This is a genomic window from Tabrizicola flagellatus (genome assembly GCF_046295235.1).
GTDB classification, from domain to species: Bacteria; Pseudomonadota; Alphaproteobacteria; order Rhodobacterales; family Rhodobacteraceae; genus Tabrizicola; species Tabrizicola flagellata_A.
Genome location: NZ_JBKBLV010000005.1, coordinates 113,917 through 120,963, shown reverse-complemented (window position 1 = coordinate 120,963; position 7,047 = coordinate 113,917). Strand labels below are relative to the sequence as shown.

The window sequence follows — 7,047 nt, the reverse complement described above, 5'->3', positions numbered from 1 at the left end:
AGCGATTTCGATCACCAGATCGACATTCGAGCCGTCGTAGTGACCGGTTGCATCGGCAAGCGGATGGCCCGGGTCGTAGACACGGGCAAGCTCGCTCCGATCCAGTCGGACCGGCCCTGCCGCGACAAGACCGGTTTCCATCGCCCGCTCGAAGCTCACCACCTTGCGGTGGTAGCCGGGCGTATCTGCATTCGCGATGTTCTCTGAAACATGGCGGAGCCGCATGGCCTGCGCCTCCATCCCCGAGGCCGCGAAGGAAAGCGAGGAAATCAGGTCGTTGCCCATGTCTCACCCCCTACCGCGGCCGACCGAGACTGGCCCGGATCACGTCCGAGGTGGCCCGGTAGATGGCGAGCGCCATGTCGTGCGACTGGCGGGCCTCGACCGACTTCACCATCTCGGCCTCAAGCGAGACCGAGTTGCCGTTCGGAGCCTCGTGGCCCTTGACGCGTTCGGCATCAGGAAGGTGGCCCTGCCCGACAGCGGTCAGGTGACCGGCACGGGTTGCACGCATCGGGAGATCCGGATCGCGGAACACTTCGGCAAAGGCCGGCAGATCCCTCGCCTTGTAGCCGGGGGTATCGGCATTCGCGACGTTCTCTGCGATCACCGCCATGCGCGCGCCGGAATGTGCGGCAAGTGTCTGCGCCATCCGGGTCAGTTCCAGTTTCTCGAACATCGGGGCTTCTCCCTCGATCAGCTTCACCAAGGCTTAAGGCTGATTCGTTTAGAAACGGTTGAAAGCGAACAAAGGGAGAATCCCGTGACCCAGCTTTTCGAAGGCCTCCTTGCGGAAATTGCCGGCAGTTCGCCGGTCCGGAGGATCGGACGCGTGATCGAAACGCGTCGCGGGCTGGCCGAGGTCTCAGGCCTCGACAGTGCGGCCATCGGCGACCGGGTCAGGATTCACAGCCGCGACGGTGTCGCCGGGGGCGAAGTGCTCAGGCTTTCGCAGGGTCGGTGCTGGGTTCTGCCGGACGCCTCGGGTGACGGCATGTCGATCGGTGACAGGGTCGAGCTCATCGGCAAAGCCGAGATCGCCCCGGATGACAGCTGGATCGGCCGGATCATCGACGCCACGGGCCAACCGATCGACGGTCGGCCACTGATGCGAGGGGCCCGGCAAAGGTCGCTGCGCACTCCTGCACCGGCGGCCGCCAGTCGTCGTCGCCTGGGCGCACGACTGGAAACCGGGATTGCGGTCTTTGACACGCTTCTGCCCCTGGTGCGTGGCCAGCGGATCGGTCTTTTTGCCGGATCGGGTGTCGGGAAGTCATCCTTGCTGGCCAGGTTCGCCCGGGGAGTGGAGGCGGATGTGGTCGTCATTGCATTGGTCGGGGAACGCGGCCGCGAACTGCGGGAGTTTACCGAGCGCGTGCTGGGGCCTGCCGGGATGGCGCGCAGCGTCATCGTGACAGCCACGTCGGATCAGTCTCCGCTGATGCGCCGGATGTGCGCGCTGACCGCGATGGCTGTTGCCGAGCATTTCCGCGACCAGGGTCGGCATGTCCTGCTCCTTGTGGACAGCGTCACCCGCTTTGCCGAGGCGCACCGAGAGGTTGCGCTTGCCGGTGGCGAAGGGGCCACCCTGCGCGGCTACCCTCCTTCGCTGACCCAAGCCATCATGGGACTTGCCGAACGGGCCGGGCCGGGACCGGAGGGCTCGGGTGACATCACGGCTGTCTTCTCGGTTCTTGTTGCCGGGTCCGACATGGAGGAGCCGGTCGCCGACATCCTGCGCGGGGTTCTCGACGGTCATGTGGTGCTGGACCGCAGGATTGCCGAGCGCGGTCGGTTTCCGGCGATCGATCTGCTCCGCTCGGTGTCCCGCTCGCTGCCCGAGGCGGCGTCGGACGAGGAGAACATGCTGATCACCGAGGCGCGCAGACTGCTTGGCGCCTATGACCGGGCCGAGATGATGATCCAGGCCGGACTCTACGTTGCCGGCTCGGATGCCCTGATCGACCGGGCCATCAGGATCTGGCCTACCCTGGATGGCTTTCTGTCCGAAGCATCGCCGAAAACCGGAATTTCCGGCAGTTTCGACAGGTTGCGGCAATGCCTTTCGAGCTAGAGGAAGGGCGCCGCAGCCCTAGCCCAGGGCAGCCCAGAGATCGGCCCCGAGCAGCCCGACGGCAATTCCGACAAGGACAAGACCGCCCGCCCAGCCCATGAGCTCGCGCGCCTTTCGACTGTCGTTGAGCGATTGGGCAATCGTACCCCCCAACCATGCCACGACAAGGTCGGCAGGGATGGCGGTCAACGGCACCAGTATTCCCAGCACGAGAAGCTGGATGGTAACGTTGCCCGAGCCGGCCGCGCCTGGGTCCGAGGCGACAAAGGGCGGCAGGAAAAGTGCGAAGAACAACACCGTCTTCGGATTCAGCAGCTCGACCAGGATGCCTTGCCACATGATGCCGGCAAGCGACTGCAGCGGGACCGTCAACGCCTCCAGGTCTTGCCGGGCGTTTACCCTCGCGTCCCTTATCATGGAGATGCCCAGCCAGGTCAGGTAGGCCGCGCCGCAATACTTCAGTGCCGTGACCAGACCTTCAAAGGTCATGAAGATCGTCCCGAGACCCCAGGCGGTCGCGACTGCCAGCAGGACTCCGCCCAGACAGAGTCCGATGGCCGAGGCAAATCCCGCAGATCGGCTTTGGCCGACCGTTCGTGACAGCACATAGAGCATCGAGGGGCCCGGCGTGGCACTCAGCGCAAGGCCGGCCAGGGTCACGGCAAGTATGGATTCGATCGGTGGCATGAGCTATGCCCGGCTCCTCTCGATGCGGCTCTCGAACGGGTTGGAATAGGTCTCACTTCCGGCACAAAGACGGTCGGCATCGCGCTGCCGCCGCCGCTGCCGGAGATAGGGAAAGTCCCGCAGAAGCATGCGTTCCAGATGTGCGCCAGCCTGAAAGGGCTCATACAGCGCCGGCTGGCCCTCTCCGACCAGTTGCGGAAATGGTCTGATCACCGTGTCGTGGTTGGCCGCCACGAAGTAGGGCATCGAAAACCGCTCGGGGCTGCGATTCACCACCCGGTGCGGCGTTGATCGAAGGATGCCGTTGGTCCAGGCCTCCAGCATGTCGCCGATATTGACGACATAGGCCGCGTGATCGACCGGCACGTCTATCCATCGGTCGGCCTGATCGAGTACTTGCAGACCCTCGTTGCGGGTATGCAGCAGGGTCAGGCACTCGTAGTCGGTATGCGCCCCCATGTTTACCGAGCCGTGGTCCCGTGAACGCTCGGGCCGGACGTAGTGCAGCAGCCGCAACTGCGAGATCGGTTTGGTCATCTGGCTGGTGATCGCGGCCCGTGGGAGCCCGAGAAACAGCTCGAGAGCCCCACAGATCAAGCGTCCCAGCGAGGCCACCTCGTCATAGTAGCGAGAGACGGTATCCTTGAAGCCTTCCAGCTCTGGCCAGACATTCGGGCCAAGCAGCAGATTGCCACCCAGATAATCCGGGTCGGTGGAGGGCAGTTCGAGGCCAAGATCGAATGCCTCATAGTTGCGATGCACCTCGTCCGCGTAGTCTCCCTTTTCGGTGAACGGAACATAGCCGCGGTGATTGGTGCTCTTGCCGATGTAATGGCGCCGCTTCTCCACCTCTGGCAGTGCAAAGAAGCGTTCGGCCGCGCAGTAGGTTGCGGAGATCAGTTCCGGGTCGATCCCATGGTTGCAGATGCGGAAAAAGCCGATGTCGCGCGCTGCGGCACCCATCTGTTCGGCGACTTGCACTATCTCCCGCGATGTACCGCGTCTCAGGCCGCCAATGTCGATCATAGGCAGGTCCGTCGACCTGGGCTGCTTGTAGGCCAATGAAGTCGCCAAGGGATCCTCCTGTCTGTTGGAGGACGACCCTACGAATTCATGGTTAACAAAGTCTTTCCAGTCACTGGACCGCGGGGAAGAGCAGCTCGAATGTGCTGCCCTCGCCAGGCGCTGAAGACACCGACACCGTGCCGCCGGATTGCTGCACAAGTCCCCGCACGATCGACAGACCCAGTCCGGTTCCCGAGCCAACCGGCTTGGTTGTGAAGAACGGGTCGAAGATCTGCGAAAGCCGGTCTGCGAGAATTCCGACACCCGTGTCCGAGACCCTCAGGCAGACATAGCGGCCAGGGACAAGGTCGTTTGCGGCGTCCATGCCTTCGGTCATGCTCAGCTGGCAGTTTTCCGTCAGGATCATGATCTTTCCGCCGGTGGTTTTCGCATCGAGGGCATAGAGGGCGTTCTCAAACAGGTTTGACAGGATTTCCTCGACGGCGCGAGGGTCGATCGAGACCGACCAGAGATCCTCCTGCAGGTTCAATGTCAGCCTCCCGTTGACCAGGTGCATGTTCCGGTGTGCGAAATCGGACACGATGAGATTGATGTTTACGACCGCAGGACTGAGCCGCGTTCGCTGCGCAAAGGTCAGCATGTCGCGGACAAGCCGGGCGCCACGCTCACCCGCGCTGCGCGCATCCGCCAGACGCTGAACCATTTCGGGGCTGGCAGGATCGGACTCGGCAAGTTCAAGGTTGCCAAGTATGATTGTCAGCAGATTGTTGAACTCATGGGCGAAGCGCCCGGTAAGTTTGCCGATCGACTCCATCCTGCGGGCCTCGAAAAGCCTTGCTTCCAATGCCTTGCGGGTGGTGATCTCTTGGCTCAACTGGTCATGCGACGCCACCAGGTCCCGATAGCGCTGGGCGGACCGTTGCGCTTCCGCCAGAAGTTCGAGCTTGGCAACGGTCATTGCCGCCACCGTGTCGAGGATTTCGAGTTCAACTTCTCCGAAGGCTCGAGGTTCGGTGTGCTCACTGTCGATGACGCCGACGATCTTGCCACGAAAGACGAGCGGAACACAGATCTCGGACCGCGCCAACTGCGTATCGGGGATGTAGTCCTGGTCGGTCAGAAGGTCATCGACGATGATCGGCCTCCCGGTCTGCGCTACCTTTCCGGTGATCCCGCACCCGAATGGAATGACGAGCGGATTCAATATGTTGCGACCAAATGGATTCTTGGCTCCCCAAGCCGCAACCTGGCGGAGGGTCGTCTGTTCCTCGTTCGCCTGATAAACCACGCAGTCGATGAAGTTGAGCTTGCCGACCACGTTCTGCGCCACGTACCAGAACAGGTCTTCGGTACTTGGGATCTGAATAAGGTCAACCGCGAACTTGTTCAGGGTTCGCAAGGTGGACGCTTCCATCGAGATACCGTGGCGGTCCGACGTAGCGGTGGCTGGGTGGCGCACTCTTCAGTTTCCCTCGGGGATACAGACATGCACACAGGTTAGGCAATGCGGACAGCGTGGCAAAGGCAAATCGTCGCCGCGGTCCGGCTGCGAGGCAGGTTGTTTCGCGAGGAGTGGCGGCGCTTGGCCCATTTTTCAACAGGTCGCGCTCGGTTTCATTTGCCGATTCAGCTTCCGAGAAGCACTTCGTTGAGCCAGACGTGCTACCGCCGAAGCAGCGTAAGAGCGGCGGCAGCTGATGACATTGTAGCCGCTTGATCCTGCATTTCCGATCGCAGCATGAATCTCCGGACCAACGCATCCAGCTTGGCGGGGTCCTTGAACTGGGACAGACTGGGCGATCCAAAGGCGGCTTCCGTCTTTGCCTGGATGGTCGAGAGCTGCTGGTCGATATCGATCGCAGCGAAGCTTTTCGGCAGACCAAGAGCCGTCTGTAACATCTCTCGCAAGGGCGGGTTTCCGAGGAGACTGTACCATTTTGCCTTTTCACTGGTGGGCTTCCCGGCCAGATCCGGAATCTCCCGCTCGGCGTTCAAGGCCAGACGATATGTGTTGTTCTGTGTGCCGATGTCCTTCTCGAAGCTTCGAACGTGGTACTGCGAGAGGATTTCATCCGGAAAGGTCGAGATCCTTGTTCGCGGAACCGAGAAGTCGCCGTACCCAAAGGCAGCTGCGAGTTTCTGGTATTGCTTGTTGGCAAGCCTGTTCGCCAGACTGCCTTCCTTCAACGTGCCACCCTCGAGAACCTTCTGGATGAAAGCCTTGCTGTTCAGGTCGCCCTCAAGGCCGAAAGCCGTGAGGGCGATCCGCAAGAGCCGCTTGTCGCTGACCAGCTTTTCGGCGGTATCGGCCTTCCCGATCCTGTCACGAAAATAGGCTTCGTCCCGCTGTTGAACCGGAAGGGATTTCTGGACGGCCTGCTGCCGCTCCATCGTGCGCTTGAGGAAGACCCAGCCGGAATAGCCCGATTGCGGCAATACCGGCTGGAAGCTCACGCCCGAGCAGCGGCGAGGAGCCGCTCCTCCCGCGGAAGAAGTGCGCGCAGGGCCTTCAAGACCTGGTAGTGATGACCCTCCATCACGGCACGGCTGGCGAGGGTCAGCTGGGTGCGGCTGTCATGGTCGGTCAGGACCTGCGAAAGCTGCTCGATCCCGCGCAAGAGCTGCAGCCTGGCTTCCTCGGCATCAGCGTCGCCTGTCAGCACAAGCTGCGCGATGTAGCAGACCCGTCGGACGGGGGTATTGACTTCTTCCGGATGAATTGCGTCTCGCAAGCGCAGGATATTGGCGTTTGGCGTCATGATGGCGAGGCGCGACCGCTTCTCGCCGTTCTCGATCACGGCGCCGTTGATCAGAACCCGCTCATGCGGCCCGAGTTTGAGGACAAGGCCGCTCATCTGCTACCACCCTCGCCGCGCAAGCCACGCATGACGGCCATGTTGATGTCCACCAGAACCTCGACGCTGGCCTTGTCTTCCAGCACGGTCCGGCTGTGATGTGCGGTGAATTCATACAGGTAGAACAGCCGCGCGCGGAGGGCCGCCGGCAGCGTGTTTCCGGGCAGAGCGACGTCGGAAGCGAAGGTCGCCCAGAGTTGGGTGTTGTCGGTCACGGCGCGCACCAGGGCGGGAAAATCGGTGGTCCGGGCAGCCCAGGCGCTGCGCAGCCGATGAGTGACCTGTGCGAGAAGATCGTACTCGACCGAGCGAAGCGACCGGGTCGGCGCTTCGGGTCGGGCGTAGCTGATCGCTGAATGGAAAGTCATGGGGTGTCCATCTGTTCGAAAGCCGGGGGTGAAGGAA

9 protein-coding genes are annotated in these 7,047 nt (G+C 62.2%); 1 reads left to right on the top strand and 8 read right to left on the bottom strand.

The features are described 5' to 3' along the window. Positions 1-285, bottom strand: a 285-nt coding sequence (locus ACK4IU_RS03500; protein WP_409731713.1) for a flagellar basal body protein, incomplete at its 3' end; no start/stop codon positions are given. A gap of 10 nt (positions 286-295) precedes the next feature. Next, a complete protein-coding gene (locus tag ACK4IU_RS03495; protein WP_409731711.1) occupies positions 296-679 on the bottom strand; it encodes a FlgB family protein in 384 nt (127 codons plus the stop codon). Here ACK4IU_RS03495 and ACK4IU_RS03490 point away from each other — a divergent pair. After that, positions 629-2,074 carry a FliI/YscN family ATPase gene (locus tag ACK4IU_RS03490; protein ID WP_409731709.1) on the top strand — a complete coding sequence of 482 codons (1,446 nt, stop codon included), beginning with the start codon at positions 629-631 and terminating at the stop codon, positions 2,072-2,074. The genes ACK4IU_RS03495 and ACK4IU_RS03490 overlap by 51 nt on opposite strands. 18 nt (positions 2,075-2,092) lie before the next feature. On the opposite strand, the gene ACK4IU_RS03485 is transcribed toward ACK4IU_RS03490, so the two are convergent. The 6 genes from ACK4IU_RS03485 to flaF all read right to left on the bottom strand — a co-directional run bounded on the left by ACK4IU_RS03485 (position 2,093) and on the right by flaF (position 7,010). Further along, positions 2,093-2,761, bottom strand: a complete 669-nt coding sequence (locus ACK4IU_RS03485) for a LysE family translocator (protein ID WP_409731707.1) — start codon at positions 2,759-2,761, stop codon at positions 2,093-2,095. A gap of 3 nt (positions 2,762-2,764) precedes the next feature. Continuing rightward, positions 2,765-3,787 (bottom strand): isopenicillin N synthase family dioxygenase, encoded by a 1,023-nt coding sequence (locus tag ACK4IU_RS03480; RefSeq protein ID WP_409731705.1) that lies wholly within the window; start codon positions 3,785-3,787, stop codon positions 2,765-2,767. Positions 3,788-3,896: 109 nt separating this feature from the next. After that, on the bottom strand, positions 3,897-5,201 hold the full coding sequence (locus ACK4IU_RS03475; protein WP_409731703.1) for an ATP-binding protein: 1,305 nt from the start codon (positions 5,199-5,201) through the stop codon (positions 3,897-3,899). Positions 5,202-5,449: 248 nt separating this feature from the next. Then, positions 5,450-6,241: a DUF1217 domain-containing protein gene (locus tag ACK4IU_RS03470; protein ID WP_409731701.1), complete on the bottom strand. Its 792-nt coding sequence runs from the start codon at positions 6,239-6,241 to the stop codon at positions 5,450-5,452. Then, positions 6,238-6,642, bottom strand: coding sequence for a flagellar biosynthesis repressor FlbT (flbT, locus tag ACK4IU_RS03465; RefSeq protein ID WP_409731699.1), 405 nt, complete (start codon positions 6,640-6,642; stop codon positions 6,238-6,240). The genes ACK4IU_RS03470 and flbT overlap by 4 nt, the downstream gene beginning before the upstream one ends. Continuing rightward, entirely contained in the window at positions 6,639-7,010 is a 372-nt protein-coding gene (flaF, locus tag ACK4IU_RS03460; protein ID WP_409731697.1) for a flagellar biosynthesis regulator FlaF, read from the bottom strand. Before flaF ends, flbT begins: the two co-directional genes overlap by 4 nt. Positions 7,011-7,047: the final 37 nt, after the last annotated feature.